We start from the raw sequence: 16,184 nt of genomic DNA on the forward strand, positions 1-16,184 counted from the left end.
ACGCTATTCCGCCGGGCTCGCCTCCAGATCGGACCGCTCCGGCGGCGTCTCGCGGCGGTGACGGCTGAACAGCGCCCGAAGCACCACGAAGAAGACCGGGGTCAGGAACAGGCCGAAGAAGGTCACGCCGAGCATGCCGGAGAACACGGCGGTGCCGAGCGACTGCCGCATCTCCGCGCCCGGGCCGCTGGCGATGACCAGCGGCACGACGCCGAGGATGAAGGCGAAGGCGGTCATCAGGATCGGCCGCAGCCGCAGCCGGCATGCCTCGACCACGGCGTCGACCGCATTGGCGCCTGCCTCCTCCGCCTGCCGCGCGAACTCGACGATCAGGATGGCGTTCTTCGCGGCGAGGCCGATCAGCACGATCAGGCCGATCTGGGTGAGGATGTTGTTGTCGAAGCCGCGATAGGCGACCCCCAGCAGCCCGGCGAGAACGGCAAGCGGCACGATCAGGATGATCGCCAGCGGCAGCGTCCAGCTCTCGTATTGGGCCGACAGCGCGAGGAACACGAACAGCACCGACAGGCCGAAGATGAAGATCGCGGTGTTGCCTGTCTGGCGCTCCTGATACGCGAGCTCGGTCCACTCGAAGGTCGTACCCGGCGGCAGGATGTTGCGGGCGACGGACTCCATGCTGTCGAGTGCCTGGCCGGTAGAGGTGCCGGGGGCGGGGTTCCCCTGGATCGGGATCGACACGTACATGTTGTAGCGCTGGACCAGTGCCGGGCCGGTGACGTCGCGGATCTCGACCAGCGTGCCGAGCGGCACCAGCGCGCCCGCGGCCGAACGGACCTTCAGCCGCAGGATGTCCTCCTGCTCGACGCGGAAGCGCTCGTCGGCCTGCGCCCGCACTTGATAAACTCGGCCGAACGCGTTGAAATCGTTCACGTACGATGCGCCGAGATTGATCGACAGCGTCTCAAAGATGTTCGGGATCGGAACGTCGAGCATACGGGCTTTGTCGCGGTCGATCTCCAGATAGAGCTGCGGGCTGGAATCGGAGAACGTCGTGAATACCCCGGCAAGGCCCGGCGTCTGGTTGGCCGCGCCGACGATTTCCTGCGCGAGCCCGGTGATCGTCCGCACGTCGGAACTGTTGAGTTCTTCGACCTGCATCCTGAAGCCGCCACCATTGCCGACGCCGCGGATCGACGGGGGCGGGATGGCGATGATGAAGGCTTCCTGGATCTCCTGGAGACGTCCAAACAGCGAGCCGATGACGGCGTCCGCTCCCAGGCCTTCCTCTCCGCGCTGCTCGAAACTGTCGAAGGCGGCGAAGATCACGCCGGCGTTGGACGCATTGGTGAACGTTGCGCCGGAGAAGCCGGAGAAGGCGACGGCGTTGGCAATCCCAGGTGTTGCTTCGATGATCTCGGAGGCACGGCGCACCACGGCATCCGTACGGGCAAGCGAGGCACCCTCCGGCAACTGGATGACGGTGATGGCGTAACCCTGATCGAGCGTCGGGATGAAGCCGCGCGGTACCGTCGTCGCCATATGGTAGGTGGCGTAGAGCAGGCCCGCGAAGATCAGCAGCATGGCAGCGAGCGCGACCCGGGTCGAGACCAGGAAGCGCACCGCCCTGGCGTAGCCGTTCGCCATGCGGTCGAACCCGCGGTTGAAGCCATTGGCAAGGCTGCTGCCGAACCGCGCAATACGGGACCGCGGTGGCTGGTGGTCGTGCGACTTCAGCAGGATCCCGGCCAGCGCCGGCGAGAGGGTGAGCGAGTTCAACGCCGAGATCGCCGTCGCCACCGCGATCGTCACCGCGAACTGCAGGTAGAATTGCCCCGATATGCCGGGGATGAAAGCCGTCGGGACGAACACCGCGATCAGCACCAGCGAGATGGCGATGACGGCGGTGCCGACCTCGTCCATGGTCTGGTGCGCCGCCTGCTTCGGCGTCATGCCCTCGGCGATGTTGCGCTCGACATTCTCGACCACGACGATGGCGTCGTCGACGACGATGCCGATCGCCAGCACGAGGCCGAACAGCGTCAGCATGTTGAGCGAGAAACCGAAGGCGAGCAGCAGCGCGAAGGTGCCGATGAGGGACACCGGGATCGCGACGATCGGAATCAACGCCGTTCGCCACGACTGAAGGAACACGATGATGACGACGACCACCAGGATGATGGCCTCGAAAATCGTCTTGTAGACCTCGTTGATCGACTCCGAGATGAATTCCGTCGGATTGTAGACGATCTGGTAGGAGAGCCCCGGCGGGAAGTCCGCCGACAGCCGCTCCATCGTGGCAATGACCTCTTCAGAGGTGGCGAGCGCATTGGTGCCCGGCCGCTGGAAGATCGCCAGTGCCACTGCCGGCTGGCCGTTGAGATAGCTGTTGGTGACGTAATCCCGGGCGCCGAGTTCGATCCGCGCCACGTCCTGCAGTTCGATCAGCCGCCCGTCTGTGGTCGACTTGACGATGACATAGCGAAAGTCGCGCGCATCCTCGAAGCGGCCCTGCGTGGTCACCGTGTACTGGAAGGCGTTCTCGCCGTCATTTGGCGGCGCTCCGATCGCGCCGCCGGAAACCTGAACGTTCTGGTCGCGCAGCGACTGGACGACGTCGCCGGCGGTCATGCCGTAGGACGACAGCTTGTCCGGATCGAGCCATATCCGCAGCGAGTATTCGCGTTCGCCGAAGATGATCAGGTCGCCGACGCCGTCGAGCCGGAGCAGGGAATCGCGGACGCGCGAACGGGCATAGTTCGACGTGTAGAGCTGGTCGTAGCTGCCGTTGGGGGACAGCATGTGGACGACCATCATCAGGTCCGGCGAACTCTTCAAGGTCGTCACGCCGATCCGGCGGACCTCTTCGGGCAGACGGGGTTCCGCCACCGCGACGCGGTTCTGGACCAGCACCTGCGCCTCGTCCAGGTCGGTGCCGAGCCGGAAGGTGATCGTCAGGCTCATCGCGCCGTCGCTGGTCGAGTACGAGGACATGTAGAGCATGTTCTCGACGCCGTTGATCTCCTGCTCGATCGGCGTTGCCACCGTGTTGGCTACGGTCTCGGCGTCGGCGCCGGTATATTGCGCGCGCACCACGACCGTCGGCGGTGCGATCTCCGGGTACTGCGCCACCGGCAGCTGCGTGTAGGCAATGCCGCCGATGATCAGCAGCAGCAGCGAGATGACGCTGGCGAAGATCGGCCGGTCGACGAAGAAGTGGGCGAACCTCATTGTGCGCCCTCGGCCACCCGTTCCGGCGGCAGGGTCTCGGGCCGCGGGTCGACCTTGATGTTCGGCCGCACGCGCATCAGTCCGTTGACGACGATCGTTTCTTCGCCGGTAAGGCCGGAGCGCACCACGCGATAGCCGTAGAGGCGGGGTCCCGTGCGGACCGGCTTGGCGGACACCGTATTGTCCTCGCCCACCACATAGACGATCCGGCGATCCTGGTCGGCGCCGATGGCCTCGTCCGGCACCAGAACGCCCTGGTGCGGGAGCGAGCCCGGCACGTTGACCCGCCCGAACAGGCCCGGCAGGACCGTCAGGTCGGGATTGGGGAATCGCGCCCGCACCCGCATCGTGCCGGTCTCCCGGTCGATACGGTTCTCGGCGAAATTCAGCTCTCCGCTGATCGCGTCCGTCCCGCCGTCGGGAAGATGCACGACCACCGGAAGGCCGCCAGCGCCCTCCTGCAGGTTGCCGCCACGCTCGGTGGCATCGCGGGCGTAGGCGAGGAACTCGCGCTCGTCGATGTCGAAATAGAAGTCGATCGGATCCAGCGAGACGATGCTGGTCAGGATGGTCTGGTCGGCCTGCACGAGATTGCCGGTGGAGACCAGACGCCGGTCGATGCGCCCGGCGATCGGCGCGGTGATCTCGGTATATTCGAGGTCGAGCTGTGCCGAGGCAACCGCCGTCTTGGCGCCCTCGTGGCTCGCCTGCGCCGCCAGGAACTCGCGCCGCCGGTCGTCGACCGTCGAGACCGGGATGTTACCCGACTGCGACAGTTCCTCGGCCCGCCGATACTGGCTTTCGGCGAAGGTGAGGGAGGTCTCCGAGACCGCCAGCTGCGATTGCGCCTGCTCGAGCGCAAACTGGAACGGCCGCTGGTCGATGGTGAACAGCGGATCGCCCACCTTGACCAGGGCGCCGTCGCGGAAATGCACCGTCTCGAGATAGCCGCCCACCCGGGCGCGGATCGACACTTCGTCGACCGCCTCGAAGCGGCCGATGAACTCGTCATCCTCGACGATCTCCCGGACGATCGGCTTGGCGACCGTGACGGGTGGCGGCGGCGCAGCCGGCGCCTGAGCGGCGGCGGGTTGTGCAACGGTTGGGAACAGGAGGAGGGAAGCGAGGAGCGAGAGCAACGAGCGGCGGCGTCTACCGCGCAGACAATCGTTCATAATGAGGCACCCGAGCACGGAAGAGAAAGTACTGCCACATCGATGTAAGCCTGCATGTATCCACCGGCCGATTGCTGTTAGCAAGCGCAAAAATCGAAGCGCGGTGCTCCGCCTGGCAGGAAGCCGCCCGGTGAAGGCCGTTCCGGCTAGCGCCAACGCCGGACCGGCAGCGATGCCGCGTCGCGACGACCGACTTATCCCGCGGCTTTGATCGACATTGCCGTGGCGAACCGTTATCCCGACGACACGACCGGTGCCATCCCGAGAAACCGGCAGTCCTTTAGAGGTGCCCCGTGAGCGACGATCCCGCGATCGTGGACTGCCTGATCGTCGGCGGTGGCCCGTCCGGGCTCACCGCTGCGCTCTACCTGAAGCGTTTCCGCCGCTCGGTCCTCGTGGTGGACGGCGGCGAAAGCCGCGCCGCCTGGATCCCGGAAAGCCACAACATCCCGTTCTTTTCGCATGGCATCTCCGGCAAGGAGATCCTCGCCCGCGAGCGTGAGCATGCGGCCCGCTACGATGTGGTCGCGGAAACCGGCCGCGTGTCCGTCGTCCGGAAGTCCGAGGGCGGCTTCCTGGCGACGGTGGATTCGCCGGACGGTGGCAGCCGCCAGGTGGCGGCCCGCCGGGTCGTGCTGGCCACCGGTGCGGTGGATGTCGAGCCCGACCTGCCGAACGTGCCCGACGCCGTGCGTCGTGGCCTCGTGCGCTATTGCCCGATCTGCGACGGCTACGAGGCCATCGGCAAGCGCGTTGCCGTCATCGCCAGGGGCGATCACGGCGTCGGCGAGGCGATCTTCATCCGGCGGACCTATAGCGACGACGTCACGCTTCTGACGCTGGGCGAGCAGCTGGATCTGGAGCCGGGCCAGGCCGAGGATCTGCGCGAAAAGGGCGTGACGATCGTTGCTGACCCTGTCGTCGGGCTCGAAAACAAGGGCGACGCCATCGGCGCGATGCGGACGGCGGAGCAGGAGCTGTGCTTCGACATCCTCTATTCGGCGCTCGGCCTGCGCTATCGCTCCGAGCTCGGGCTGGCCCTCGGTGCCCGCCATGACGAGCGCAACGCGCTCTGGGTCGACGAGCACTGCCAGACCAGCGTGAAGGGGCTCTACGCCATCGGCGACGTCGTCATCGGGCTCGACCAGATCGTCGTCGGCATGGGCCAGGCCGCGTTCGCCGCGACGCATATCCATAATCGCTGCGAGTATCCGACCGACGACGAGTGAGCGGCCGCGGCGGCGGAGCCGGGCGTAGCCTAATCTGGCGGCCCCTTAGTTGCCCGGCTTGTTCTCGCGCCCCACGAGTGTCGCCACCTCGCTGAAGGTCGGCCGAGAGCCTTCGCCGCAGAGCCGGTTGGCGACCCGCAGGTAGCGGATGGGGAACAGTACCGCCTCGCGGTTCGACCCGGACAATTCGGTGGGACGGCGCGGATCGGCGCCTGCGACTGCTTCGGCCTCGGACAGCGCGCGGTCGACTTCGTCCGCGGTGAGCAGTTCCTTCTCCCTCAGCGCGCACAGGACGGACTGCAGGGCCGTGTAAAGCCCTTCGAGTTGCAGATTGGCGGTGTTCATCGCAGCTTCGCCTCCCGGACTTCGGCCGCAAGTGCGGCATCTGGTCAACTGGCGTTCCGGCGGCCGCGGTCCAGTGGGCGACGGCTCGGCGTCAAGCCGGCACCGCGTCGATTGCTTCGCGCGGGATTGCGGCGGGGACCGGTCCGGGCTTTGCTGTGCTGCGGCAAAACAACGAGGGATCCCAGGTGGAATCAGTCAAGCGCAACATCATTGCCGGCATCCTGACGCTGATCCCCGTCGTGGTAACGATCTGGATCCTGAACCTTGTGCTCACCACGCTGATCGGCTTCGGGCGGCCGCTTGTGCTGGGACTGGCCTTCTGGGCGCAATCCTACTCGCCGCCGGTGGCCGACCTGCTGCGGGCCGACGTGTTCCAGTCGGTGCTTGCCCTCGTCCTCGTCCTGATCGGTCTATACGTCCTCGGCGCCCTTACCCAGGCCGTCATCGGGCGCAAGGTGATCTCGCTGGTCAACCGGATGATCGAGCGCCTGCCCTTCGTGCGCAGCCTCTACAGCTCCGTTCGGCGCATGCTGGAGGTGTTCCAGTCGACGGAGGCCAACATGCAGCGCGTCGTGCTGATCCGATTCCCCAATCCCGGCATGCGCACGCTCGGCTTCGTGACCCGAACCTTCGCCGATTCGGGCGACCCGGATCGGTTGCTCGCCGCGGTCTACGTGCCCACCGCGCCCAACCCGACCTCGGGCTTCATCGAGATCGTACCAGTCGACGACCTGATCTACGTTGACTGGACGGCGGACGAGGCGATGCAGTTCATCGTGTCGGCCGGTGCGACGGCACCGGACCAGGTGCCGTTCAGCGGCCATGTCGAGCCCGCGACGCTATCCTGACACCGAGTTGATATCGCAGCCGCCCCTGCTCGACCGTCTCGCCCCGAAGGCTCCTAGACGCTCGGGCTTGCTGCGCTGCGCACGACAACCTGTGCGCCGACGGGAACGCGGCTTTCGAGATCGATGACGTCCTGGTTGAACATCCGGATGCAGCCGGAGGAGACCGAGCGGCCGATCGTCGCCGGCTCGTTCGTACCGTGGATCCGGTAATAGGTGTCGCGGCCGCCGCGATAGAGATAGAGGGCCCGCGCACCGAGCGGGTTGCCGAGACCGCCTTCGAGCCCGCCGGCATAGGGGCCGAACCGATCCGGTTCGCGCCGGAGCATGTTGGCGGTCGGGGTCCAGCCGGGCCATTCGGCCTTGCGGGCAATGGTGGCATTGCCGGCGAAGGCGAAACCCGCCTTGCCGACGCCGACCCTGTAGCGCAGGGCCTTGCCGTTCTCCTCGACGAGATAGAGGAAATGCGCCGCGGGATCGACGACGATCGTGCCCGGCGCTTCCGAGCCGGTGAAGTCGACGACCTGACGGACGTTCTCCTCCGTGAGGTAGGCGGCGGGAATGGCCGGGATCACGTGACCATGATCCTCGAACCCGGCGTAGCGTGGGTCACCCACGAGGCCGGGCGCGGCGTAGCCGAGAATGGCACGCGGCGCGTCGCCGACGGTCGAGCAGCCGCCGAGCATGAGCAGCGTCGCGGCGAGGAGCCCGGCGCGGTGGATGTTGTTGACGATCATGTCGGTCCTGCTCCGCCTTGGCGCTGTCAGTCTTCACCCGCGGGCTGTCGCGGGTCCGTACCGGATTGCAGCGTGGCAACCGGCCCGCGTCGGGAGGGATGTTGCCTGACAGCGCGGTTACGCTGTGCCAGCGCAAATCCCTGATCCGTCAGGATATGGTCGAATTCGAGATTGTCGTCGGGGAACGTCGGAAAGCTTTGCCCGAAACTGCAATGAGGCGCGGAATGTTGTTGCCATGCAACGGTTTTACTCGGCATTCCGCGATGTCTCGGCGCTTCGCGGGACGACCGCAAGGATCGTCCCGCCGGGGTGCCTGAGGCTTGCCTCCGATCAGACGGCCATCGGCGTCGAGCGGGATGGCAGCACGACGATCGGCGTGCCGTCCGGCACGCGGTCGTAGAGATCGGCGACGTCCTGGTTCAGCATCCGGATGCAGCCGGACGAAACGGCGCGGCCGATGGACCATTCCTGGTGCGTGCCATGAATGCGGTAGAGCGTGTCCTCGCCGTCCTGGAAGATGTACAGCGCCCGGGAACTCAGCGGGTTGGTCAGGCTGGGCGGCATGCCGCCATTGGCGATCGAATAGGGCTGCAGCTCGGGCTGGCGAGCCACCATCTCGTCCGGCGGCGTCCATTTCGGCCATTTGCGCTTGTACTGGACCCGAGCGCGGCCCGACCAGGAAAAGCCGTCGCGGCCGACGCCGATGCCGTAGCGCATCGCCGAGCCGTCGGCCTGGGTGAAATAGAGATATTTCGCGTCGGTATCGACGACCAGCGTGCCGGGGGGCTCGTTGGTGGTGTTGGGCACCTCTGTACGCCAGAATGCCGGATCGACCTTGGAAACATCGACCGCCGGCACGAAGAACTGCTCGTTCGGCATGGCGTCGTACATCATCGGTCGCGGCGGTGGCGGGGGCGCAACCGCCGGACTCGGCGCGACCATCTCGGTCCGCGGCGCACTCACGCAGCCCGAAAGCGCCAGAGTGGACAGGCCGAGCAAAAGGTTGCGCCGGGAGAGGGCGCTGTTTCGGAAGGACAAGGAAACGGTCTCCTGCAATGCATTCGGCGGTAGCGCCGAACCGGGCGCGTCGTCAGGCCAGGGACCCGACTCGTGTTCCCGATCATGACCGTCAGTCGTTTACAATATTGTCGCGCAAAGGGCGGACACGTGTCGGTGAGGCCACGGTTTGTGGCAAAATAGCCTCAGGCATCGGCTTCGCCGTCGGCCATTGCAGAAGCGCATCGAGGGACGGACACGGCGATTGCCCGAGTCGATGATGAGCAGGGTGCGCATACCGGCAGCCATCACCACGGCGTGAGGGAGGTCAGCCCGCCCGCGACGGCGCGATAGCCCGCTTGTCCCACGGCGGCGACGCGGGATGAAACCGCTTCGATGACGCCGGTTTCCTCCCTCGGAACCGCAGCGCTCTGCGCGGCGTCATCGACATATCGTGCGAGTTGAAGGGCGGCGGCCGGCGCGGGGGGCGTCGCCTGCGCCATCCTGCGGTTTGCCGCGAGCAACGGATCGCGCGACTCACAGCGCGGCATGCATGCGTCGAACAGGACGACATCGTTTGGCGCGGCGCCGACGGCCACTCGTGCAGGCCCGGCACCCTTGGGGCCGACCGCCGTGGCCGCCGGCGCCTTCGGCGGCGAGGTCAGGCGTTCTGCCTTGCCGCTTGCCATCGCTGCCTGCGGCTCGTCATGCCTGATCGCCGGTGTTCTTGCGGCGCCCGGCTTCATCGCGGCGACTGGAGCCTCCGGCACGTACATCTCGCCGCCCAGCGGCCACGGCAGGACGAGGGACGATGGATCGACCTGCACGGCAAGGTTCAGTCCCGCCATCACGGTTCCCGATATCAGCGTCTGGATCGCCAGCCGGCGACCGAGATCCTTCATTGTGCTGAGCGTCAAGCGTCCCATCACGAGTTACTCCCGTCGATTCGATGGAGGGGACGCTACGATCGCGGTGGGGTCGATTTCTGGCCTTCACATTAAGATATGTAACGGAAGGTTCTCTTTCCCGGCGCTCAGGGATGAGTGCCGAGCCATTATCGCGGGCGGTCTTCGGCTGTCTCGCCGAGGCTTATCGATGCAACGCCTTCTCGAGCTCCGCCTTGGTCATCTTTGAGCGCCCCGCGATGTCGCGCCGCCTGGCCTCGGCATAGAGATCGGCCTTGCTCGCACCCCCGCCGCGATCCTGTGCGGTCTTCTCCGCGATGTCCTTCGGCTGGGAGGAGAACTGGCGACCCTTCTTCGTGTCGCGCTTCTTCTTCTCGCTGGTGCGCTTGTATTCCGCGTCGCTCAGATGCGCGCGGGCCTTTTTCGGCAGATAGCGCTCGCCGCTCTTGGCGCTCTCGGCGCCGGACTTCGTGCCCCAGTCCTCGTCGGTCCATTGCTGCAGGCTGTTGTCGCCATCCTTCTCGCCGACATAGCCGCCGCCGGCCGCCTGGTATTCATGCGTCGCCAACTGCGCCTTGCGCGCCGACCACTGCCCGGGCTTGCCGCCCTTGGACCCCTTCGTGACCTTCGCCTTCACCTTCTCCCAGAGCTTCGGATCGCTCTTCTCCGCCGTCTCCGTCATCGGTTTTCCTCCCGAGTCAAAGGTTTGGCTCAGAACGTCGGGCGGATGGGATGGATGCGCGGCAGCTCCCGCGACATTTTGGCGGCGAGGCTAGGCGCCGATATTCAGGAAACCGGATCTCGGTCGCTACGAGCGGTCACGACAGGAAGCGAATGCGTGCAGCCTCACACATCAACATAGGCGGCACGGCTGATGGGCTCAGGGATAGGGAGCCAGTCCGCGATCAGTCCCTCCAGATGAAACCGGATCGCCGCCGCAATCTCGCGTTCGGCATCGTCGGACGTCGCACCCGCCGCGACGCAGCCGGCAGATCGGGGACATAGGCCGAATAGTTCCGCCGGCCTTCTCGATCACCACCGCGTAGCGCATTGAGCGGGTCTCTCAGCCCAGAACATCACCGACAGCGTCGAATTCCGTTAGTCGGACCAGTTGGGTCGGATTAGTTGCCGTGTGGCTTCTCGCGTCGAACGCCCTTGAAAGGTGTCCCGTCTTTCTTGCCGTCCATGAACTGGCCTGTGCCGGTGTCGCGCTTAGTCCAAGTGTCGGTCTTCGGGTTATGGACTTGTGACCGACCTCTGACGGCGCCCTTGCGGTGACCGTCGCCGGTTGGAGGATTGGTGGCCATTCGAGTCTCCTTCGTTGGTGTTTTTTGATCTCCCACCCGCCGGTTTCGGCGGGTGGGAGGCTTCAGCTGACCTCAACTCTCAGCGGCATTTTGGTTTGCCTCAGTTCATCCCGTAAGTGACTGTTTTCACTATGCCGTAGCCTCAGTAGCGCATTCAGATTGGACGGGATGGCACAATATCTGTGCCGCAGTTGGACGGTCCAAACTGTTCAACTAGGGCAACAAAAAACCCCGCTCGAAGGCGGGGTTCAGGCGGGTGTGATCTGAAGTCGGAGAAGCCTAAGTCGGCGGATTGCCGATGTCGGCGCGGCGATAAAAGCTAGCCGGCACGCAGGCGAAAGCCGGGTCCGGCTCGACGCCGCGGCCGACCAGTTCCGCCTTCAGCTTCCGGAAATGGACCTCGCGCTGCTTCGCCAAGGAATAGAGCGACACGAAGGACTTGTCGAAGGCCAGGAGATCGGACTCCAGCACGACGCGTTGCGGACACCGATTCACTGGATTGACGGCGACGGTGCAGGTGAGGAGGCATTGGTCTATGAGCGCCCTCACGACCTTGGTCGACCAACTCATCCGCTTCTCGACAGTCCTAAGCGACAGCCCGCCGTGGTTCTTCCTCCGCACCAGTGCTTTAACCTCATCGGGGTCGACAAGGACGGATAGGTAGCCCCGGCTTTCGCCGTTGATCCCGACGTTCGCCAACCGGCTGTCGAGCAGCAGGCCCACGACCTCCATGGAGGAACAGCTCGCCCGCTTGGCCGCAGTCGGAATCGGCAAGCCGCCGGAGAGCTCTAGCCTGGCGGACGCCGTGAGCCTTGCAATAAAGTCGTCGAGGTCGGCGCGTCGGATTGCGTGCTCCCTCAGGACGTCGGTGCCGCCGGTGACGACTGGATGGATGTAGCCAGCGTCGAACAGTAGGCGCTCGTGGGGGCTCGGCGCGTTCAGATACTGTCCGGCACGGATCAGCGACAGCGTGTCAGACAGGGTGGCGAGGCGTGCAGAGACTGCCTCGACAGGAAACAGGACGCGCTCGTCTGACCGACCGGCATCTTCTGGTCTGATCATCCCGTCGGCGGCCAGAAGCTTGCGCAGGCGCTTTGGATGCATGCCGTATTCGATCGACGCCGAGTTCAGGGAATGGATCCGCCGAACCGTCACCTCGCGGCCAAATATGGTCTCGCCGGGGCCGATCGGCATCGTCTCAACGACGTGGCGCTCGACGATGTCGCGGACCTGGTCGTAGACGGGATCCACGTTCTCGTGCGCCAGCCACCCGTAGAAGCGCCCGAACATTGCCTTCGGTCCCCAATCGCCCTTTCCGTCGAAGAACGTTTCCTGTAGCGCCGTGAGCGCCGTGCGGATGCCGTCCTCGCCAGCAGAAGCCGAGGCGAACCCACGGGCACCAGCTTCATGCAGGTCGCGCTCGCCGAGGTCCTCGATCCGTACCTTGGGCCCGAACGTCATGACGGCGCCGAGGTTCTCCGACAGCCGCATTACGGCGTAGAGGGGAAGCGCGCTAAGGAAGCCTGTGCCCGAACGACCGGCCCACAACCGGTCATGCACGTGGGTCTCGAAGGAGGACGGCGTCCGCCGTTCACTCGCGGCATCGATGCCGACGAGGTCGTCGGCCCGTGAGAAGGCGAGGGCGGCGAAGTCGTGCAGCAACGTCGAATCGTCGGGGTGTGCGATCTCGACCAGTTCCTGCACGTGGATCCGGCACGTGCGGAGGACCGGCACCTGCCAGATGGCACGGCCCCATGCCCTGACCTCCGGCTCGAGAGACTCGTCCTCGAGGTCGGCGAGAAGGCAAGACGGGCAGGCGAAGACCCGCCTTCGCCGCAGCGTGCGCGACCCAAGATGCTCGCCCCTGAGGGACGTGCGGTCGTCGTCGGTCACAGCAGCCCAGCTCCCGAGGGCCGACGGCGAGCAGTCGCCCATCCTGGCGAGGCTAGCGAGGGCGGCCGGTCGGCCGGCAACGACGCCCGCGAAGTCGAGGCGAACGTCCAAAGCGAAGTCCCGGACGCGGTCGCGGCCGTTGGCCTGCGCGAGCCGCGAGCCGAAGCTTACTGGGGTCTCGCCGTCGTGCAGCGGAACAGTGATGCTGAGAGCGGCCATGGTCAGTTCTCCTTCTTCTTGCGACGACGACGGCCGCGGAGCGCGGCGGCCCGTTCGGCGAGAGCCTGCATCACCTGCACCCGGGCCAGTTCCTGATCACGCAAGAGCGCGTTCAGCGGGTGGATCTCGTGCCAGGTCCGAGACGACATGACGTTCTGCTCGGGCTTGCAGCCGGAAAAGAGCTCGTACGAGCGGACGAAGTGCCCGTGGTCCACCTGCGTGGCCTCAATGTTGTCGACCAAAGCTTGCTCGACGGCGCCGCGCACGATCTGGGTGAGGGCACCGAATTGGCGGTTTGCCCCGTGGCAGAGACGTCCGAGGTAGGTGTCAGTCACAGTGAAGCCGAACGTCATCTCCGCATGGCTCTCGACGATGGTCTTCACAATCCAGGCCACAAGTTCGTTGTCCCGCGGAAGCGAGAGGTTCTCGAGGTGGACCTTGTGGGTGCGGCGCGAGATCTGGCCGTAGATCGTCATAAAGTCCGCGAGCTCGGGCATCCCGGTCAGGATAAAGCTGACCGGCCAGTCGGCCTGCTCCATGACCATCTTGAGCGCATCGGCGAGTTCCTCCATGGCATCGGGGTCGCCCATGTTCAGCATGTGCTGCGCTTCGTCGATGTGGATGAAGCGAACCTGGCGGACCTTCAACTGACGGCGCACCATCCGCCACGCTGCCGGCGCCTTCAGCTCCCGCTCCAGAGGATACTCAAGCTGTTCCAGCAGCACGTAAGCGATTTCGAGCAGGTCGGACGGACGCGGAGCCTTGATGGCCACGAGCGGCTTGGTGACGGTCATACCTGTCGTCCGCGGCTGGAATTCCTTCCGTTCCGCGATCAGGCGGGCGATGAGGCGGGACTTGCCCGCCCCCGTGTCTCCGATGAGAGCAAGTCCTCGCCGCTCGATCTGGTATCCGTCGACGGAAACGGACGCGTTCCCGACGAGCAGATCCACCTCGCTGTTGATCTCCTTGTCGCGCTTGGTCGCGAGGTATCGCGAGTTGATGCTCGCCATGCGCTTCGCACGGCGCAATGCGATATCGCTCATCCGCTCCGCAAGGTCTGCGTCGACGATCTCGATGTCGCCAGGGAAGAAGTCAGTCTTGTCGTCCATGGTGTGGATGCCTTCGATCATTTGGAGGACCAGTCGTCTGCGGAACCGAAGCCGCGGCCTTCTTCGTTGCTGAAGTCGTCGTCACTCGCCGCGTGCGTGTCTGAGCCGAGAGCGAGCATCGTCTCGGCCTGGCGCGCGAGTTCCTCGGGAAGCTGGAGGTCATCGCCGTAGGCACCGTCGTCGGCGAAGGCGAACGACTGGAAGAGCACCTTCTCCCAGTGGTCGAACGTCTGCGAAGTGACGATCGGATTGGCGATTTCCGCCCGCTCGACCGCAGCGGCGGCACCCCCGCTCAGCGTCCGCACGGCGCCGAGCACGTAGTGGCGCGACAGCGCCGCCAGATGCTCGTTGCGCTCGCGGAGGTCACGCACCGTCTCCGCCCACTGCCAGATGCTGACGTTCTGGAGACCGTCGAACCGGGCGTTGCAAACGATCCAACCTCCCTTCTCGTTCCGCACCGAGATGCTCGACAAATCCCAGCGGTCGACGCGGATTTCGATCGGTCTCTGGCCCATCTGGCGGCGTAGGATCTGAAGCGCCGGCGACTGGAACCGGATGCCCAAGAAGCGGATGCCTTCCTCGCCGATGCGGCGCTCGCACGTGATGCCCATGACGTGGCGCATCACGTCGCGATCCGGAGGAAGGGGGAGGCCATAGACGCCGCTCAGGCGGCGCATGCAGTCATACGGTGTCTCGCCGTTCAGGCCCTCGTGCGGGTGGTGGTGGTAGAGGTCGAGGACGCCCGTCAGGAAGAATCGGTTGAGCTCTTCCACGTTTAACGAGGCATCCGCCTGGGCATCGTACTTCCCCTTTTCGACGATGTTTGAGAAGGTCTGCCCGGTGAAGAAGGCCGCAATCTTTGTCTTCAACGTGCCAAACAAGCGCTCGATTCGCGCCCGCATCTCCGCCAGCCCCGCAGGGGGGTGGATGGGGAAGATGTTGAGCTGGACCAGGCGGTAGATGATTTCTTCCGAGGTGAGGTTCATGCCGTTGTCCATCGCGATGCCGCGAGGCTTGGCGTGGAGGTAGGTGCGGCTCGCCCCGACATGGTCGGAGATGCGCGACTTGTCGGTCATCGCGAGCTCGATGGTCGACAGAGCGCTCTCGATGCACGGAGCCCCCTCGAGGAACCGCATGGCGACGATCATGCGAGTGCGTGCGTCGATCGCCACTGACAGCCAGAGGCGCTTGCGCTCGACCAGCGCACGGGTCTCCTCGTCGAGGAGGGCCCATACGCCCGCGTCGACCATGATCTTCATCAGGCTGACCATCCACTCGTCCACCTCTAGGCGCTCGAACGGCTTCTCGACATCGAGGCCCGTGGTGACGATGCCCCAGCGACGGAGTGCCACTTCGGGACCGAGACGACCGAGATCCACGAAGAAAGGATCGAGGGCGTCGATCATCATCTCGAACGCGCGCCGCTTCAGGCGGCGGAGCGGCTCGAAGCCTCGCTCGGCACGCTTACCGTCCTCATCGTTGAGCGCGATCTCGAGCAATTCGAACTGCTTGGCCTTTGTCGGCCGGGTCCTGCTGGCGTACTCGGTCGCAAACTTGGCATGCAACGTGTACGACTCCGAGCAGAGCGCCGTGCGCATCTTCCCGGGTCCGTTGTACTGGTTGATCAGGCAGTCAAGCGTATAGCCGCCCTTCTCGTAACGCCTCACCCAGCGGCGAAGCTGCGTTGCGCTCGGTGGACTGGTCCCTTCTGTCGGAGTGCCGCCACGCGCCTTCTTCAAGTTGTTGGCCTCGCGGTAGCGCTTGTCGGCAGCTTCCGCGTCGGCCTTGAACTTCTCTTCGATCAGCTTGATGGCAAGTCCCATCTTGGCGTCGGAACGGCGGATGCTTCGGTTCTTGTGCGCCAAGGCAAGGTAGGCGTCGCACCAAGCCTTCTTTTTGATGACCACCTTCGCCTGCGGCTTGGTGAGGTCGCCAAACCTCTTGCGCTTGCCGCCGGCGAGGCGGAGGGCCGCTTTGACCTCCGCGAAGAAGCCCTCATTGATGCGGATCGCGTCCGTCTGGATGAGGTGGTCGAGGTGCTCGTGCGTCAGCGTCTCGCAAAACAGCAGGTCGTCCACCCGGGTGATCTTGTGACCGCCGGGGAGGCGCTCGCCGTAGACGTACTCGACGCTCCCGGCACCGTTGGCGCTGCCGATGACCAACCTGCTGCGGGGGGCGATGTCGTAGATCGGCACGGCCTCTTGGATTTTGGTGATCGCATTCATGGTCGTTCTC

Annotated in this window: 13 protein-coding genes; 2 read left to right on the top strand and 11 right to left on the bottom strand. The window is 65.3% G+C overall.

All coding sequences use genetic code 11. The features are described from left to right. Positions 1 to 3: 3 nt before the first annotated feature. Both GGR03_RS01110 and GGR03_RS01115 read right to left on the bottom strand, forming a co-directional pair. Positions 4 to 3,189 carry an efflux RND transporter permease subunit gene (locus GGR03_RS01110; protein WP_183205553.1) on the bottom strand — a complete coding sequence of 1,062 codons (3,186 nt, stop codon included), beginning with the start codon at positions 3,187 to 3,189 and terminating at the stop codon, positions 4 to 6. Continuing rightward, a complete protein-coding gene (locus GGR03_RS01115; protein WP_183205555.1) occupies positions 3,186 to 4,364 on the bottom strand; it encodes an efflux RND transporter periplasmic adaptor subunit in 1,179 nt (392 codons plus the stop codon). Before GGR03_RS01115 ends, GGR03_RS01110 begins: the two co-directional genes overlap by 4 nt. A 293-nt stretch (positions 4,365 to 4,657) precedes the next feature. Here GGR03_RS01115 and GGR03_RS01120 point away from each other — a divergent pair, with 293 nt between their 5' ends. Further along, entirely contained in the window at positions 4,658 to 5,593 is a 936-nt protein-coding gene (locus GGR03_RS01120; RefSeq protein ID WP_183205557.1) for an FAD-dependent oxidoreductase, read from the top strand. Between the two features lie 45 nt (positions 5,594 to 5,638). Here the strand turns inward: GGR03_RS01120 and GGR03_RS01125 are convergent, their stop codons facing one another. Further along, entirely contained in the window at positions 5,639 to 5,938 is a 300-nt protein-coding gene (locus GGR03_RS01125) for a hypothetical protein (RefSeq protein WP_183205559.1), read from the bottom strand. Between the two features lie 185 nt (positions 5,939 to 6,123). On the opposite strand from GGR03_RS01125, the gene GGR03_RS01130 reads away from it, so the two are divergent. Continuing rightward, the gene (locus GGR03_RS01130; RefSeq protein ID WP_183205561.1) at positions 6,124 to 6,786 is read left to right on the top strand and encodes a DUF502 domain-containing protein; all 663 of its coding nucleotides are present in this window, start codon (positions 6,124 to 6,126) and stop codon (positions 6,784 to 6,786) included. Between the two features lie 53 nt (positions 6,787 to 6,839). Here the strand turns inward: GGR03_RS01130 and GGR03_RS01135 are convergent, their stop codons facing one another. The 8 genes from GGR03_RS01135 to GGR03_RS01170 form a co-directional block, all read right to left on the bottom strand. Next, positions 6,840 to 7,520 (bottom strand): L,D-transpeptidase, encoded by a 681-nt coding sequence (locus GGR03_RS01135; RefSeq protein ID WP_246367557.1) that lies wholly within the window; start codon positions 7,518 to 7,520, stop codon positions 6,840 to 6,842. Positions 7,521 to 7,850: 330 nt separating this feature from the next. Next, on the bottom strand, positions 7,851 to 8,558 hold the full coding sequence (locus tag GGR03_RS01140; protein ID WP_246367558.1) for a L,D-transpeptidase: 708 nt from the start codon (positions 8,556 to 8,558) through the stop codon (positions 7,851 to 7,853). A gap of 266 nt (positions 8,559 to 8,824) precedes the next feature. Beyond that, positions 8,825 to 9,442, bottom strand: coding sequence for a hypothetical protein (locus GGR03_RS01145; protein WP_183205563.1), 618 nt, complete (start codon positions 9,440 to 9,442; stop codon positions 8,825 to 8,827). 163 nt (positions 9,443 to 9,605) lie between these two features. Then, a complete protein-coding gene (locus GGR03_RS01150) occupies positions 9,606 to 10,103 on the bottom strand; it encodes a hypothetical protein (RefSeq protein WP_183205565.1) in 498 nt (165 codons plus the stop codon). Between the two features lie 439 nt (positions 10,104 to 10,542). Beyond that, the gene (locus GGR03_RS01155; RefSeq protein WP_183205567.1) at positions 10,543 to 10,728 is read right to left on the bottom strand and encodes a hypothetical protein; all 186 of its coding nucleotides are present in this window, start codon (positions 10,726 to 10,728) and stop codon (positions 10,543 to 10,545) included. Between the two features lie 279 nt (positions 10,729 to 11,007). Continuing rightward, entirely contained in the window at positions 11,008 to 12,840 is a 1,833-nt protein-coding gene (locus GGR03_RS01160) for a TniQ family protein (RefSeq protein WP_183205569.1), read from the bottom strand. A gap of 2 nt (positions 12,841 to 12,842) precedes the next feature. Then, the gene (locus GGR03_RS01165) at positions 12,843 to 13,970 is read right to left on the bottom strand and encodes an ATP-binding protein (RefSeq protein WP_183205571.1); all 1,128 of its coding nucleotides are present in this window, start codon (positions 13,968 to 13,970) and stop codon (positions 12,843 to 12,845) included. Then, on the bottom strand, positions 13,967 to 16,174 hold the full coding sequence (locus GGR03_RS01170; protein ID WP_183205573.1) for a Mu transposase C-terminal domain-containing protein: 2,208 nt from the start codon (positions 16,172 to 16,174) through the stop codon (positions 13,967 to 13,969). Before GGR03_RS01170 ends, GGR03_RS01165 begins: the two co-directional genes overlap by 4 nt. Positions 16,175 to 16,184: the final 10 nt, after the last annotated feature.

The organism is Aurantimonas endophytica, assembly GCF_014196845.1.
In the GTDB taxonomy this organism is placed as follows: Bacteria; Pseudomonadota; Alphaproteobacteria; order Rhizobiales; family Rhizobiaceae; genus Aurantimonas; species Aurantimonas endophytica.